We start from the raw sequence: 1,813 nt of genomic DNA on the forward strand, positions 1-1,813 counted from the left end.
GCTGACTGTGTGGAAAGCGCCATCGAGTGTGCTGAGCGCGCTACGCGAGTGTGCAGCGAGACAACGCACACTCGATGAGCGCTTTCCGCATAGTCAGCGGCTTGTAGAACTCACCCCAGATAAGTAGAGAACCAATCGAGCACCTGGCCGTACACGGTGTTCGCCGCACCCTCGTTGTACCGAGCGCCGGTGTCGTTGAAGAAGGCATGGTCGACGCCGGGAACGGTTTGTACGCGGTAGCGCATACCGGCTGCCTTCAACGCGGTCTCGGCCTCCGGCATCGATGCGTTGACCCGCTTGTCGAGTCCGGCGTAGACCGCGAGCACGGCAGCGTTCTTCGACCCGTCGAAGTTCGCGTTGTCCGGCAGGGGGCCGTAGAACGGCACTGCCGCCGACAACTGAGGTTCGCCCGAGGCCAGCAGCGACCACACCAGTCCCCCGCCGAAGCAGAAGCCGATGGCACCGACCTTCGCGCCCGGCGCGCGCTTCTGGATCTCGACGACGCCGGCCTTCATGTCGGCGACGAACTGCTCGGCCGGGATGTCGGCGAGTGCCGCGGTGGCCTGGGCCGGGTCGGAGAACGTCGCCGTGCCGCCCTTCTCGGAGAGCAGGTCGATCGCCAGCGACGAGTACCCGGCGCCCGCGAGACGTCCTGCGATGGTGCGGATGTGGTCGGTCAGGCCCTTGTTCTCGTGCAGGACCAGCACCGCCCCCTTGGGCGACGGCGCCGCGGCCCACGCGCCCTGCAGGGTTCCGTTCGGCCCGGCGAAGGTGATGGCCTCGGTCGGCAGCGCGGTGGACATGCCCGGGGCGGTCGCCGAACCCGAGGTCGCCGCCGATGCGGGCGCGCCCGATCCCGACGACGTTGCGGCGCTGCTCTGGGTGGCGGCGGTGTCGGAGCCGCTGCTGCAGGCGGCGAGCAGAGCCGACGCGGAGGCCGCGGTGAGTCCCAACAGGCCCAGACGGCGCAGCGCCTCGCGGCGTCCGAACAGTCCGTCGGCGTGGTCGATGGCGATCTCTTCGGCGATGTACTGCTTGAACGGGGTCATGGGTCCTCGCGGATCGAAGTGGCAGGCCGTGCCCCCACTATGCCCGAGCGCGCCGCCCCGTGACGGGCGATTATCAACCAGCTGCGGTGGACAATGCGGATCGCAAACAGGCACACATGATTTCGCTTCGGCTGCGTTTGTTGTGTGCGACTCGTTTGTAGGACACAGTCATAGGTGCACCAACCCACCGGGGATTCAAAAGCGAGACCCGAGAATTTGCCGCGACCGACGCTCGGCGCGGCGAACGAAGGAGATCCTCGTGATCGGAACCATCATCAGTGCCATCGTCGTCGGCCTCATCATCGGCGCGCTCGCACGCCTCGTGCTGCCGGGCAAGCAGAACATCGGCATCATCGTGACCATCGTGCTCGGCATCCTCGGATCGCTCATCGGATCCTGGATCGCGTACTCGGTGTTCGGCTACTCCAACGAGGGTGGCGGCTGGAAGGTCATCCCGTTCATCGTCGGTATCGTCGTCGCCGCGATCCTGATCGCCGGCTACGTGGCCATCACCGGGCGTCGCCACAAGGTCTCGCACTGACCTGAGCAACGCTCTCAACCGGAGCCGATCACCCCGCGCCATTGCGTGAGGTGGTCGGCTTCGGTCATTGTGCCGCAGGGTGTTCGGCCGGTTCGATGAACTCCAGGGTCAGTCCGTCGCTGTCGTGCAGGTACAGGAACCTCGTACCGGCGCGCGGCCCCTCGGTCATGGTCTGCACGGAGCCACGGGTGAACCAGCCGCCGTCGGCGAGACGCTCGTGCAC

2 protein-coding genes are annotated in these 1,813 nt (G+C 66.7%); one reads left to right on the top strand and one right to left on the bottom strand.

The window, feature by feature from the left end:
- Positions 1 to 110: 110 nt before the first annotated feature.
- Positions 111 to 1,049, bottom strand: a complete 939-nt coding sequence (locus JHC79_RS02760) for a dienelactone hydrolase family protein (RefSeq protein ID WP_296388335.1) — start codon at positions 1,047 to 1,049, stop codon at positions 111 to 113.
- 259 nt (positions 1,050 to 1,308) lie between these two features.
- Here JHC79_RS02760 and JHC79_RS02765 point away from each other — a divergent pair, with 259 nt between their 5' ends.
- The gene (locus JHC79_RS02765) at positions 1,309 to 1,590 is read left to right on the top strand and encodes a GlsB/YeaQ/YmgE family stress response membrane protein (RefSeq protein ID WP_296388336.1); all 282 of its coding nucleotides are present in this window, start codon (positions 1,309 to 1,311) and stop codon (positions 1,588 to 1,590) included.
- The last annotated feature ends 223 nt before the right edge of the window (positions 1,591 to 1,813 follow it).

It is taken from the genome of Williamsia sp. (assembly GCF_016462415.1).
Lineage (GTDB): Bacteria > Actinomycetota > Actinomycetes > Mycobacteriales > Mycobacteriaceae > Williamsia_A.

Bases quoted from the DNA above. Each gene is read 5' to 3' on its own strand.
- JHC79_RS02760 (WP_296388335.1), bottom strand. From the start codon at position 1,049: ATGACCCCGTTCAAGCAGTACATCGCCGAAGAGATCGCCATCGACCAC.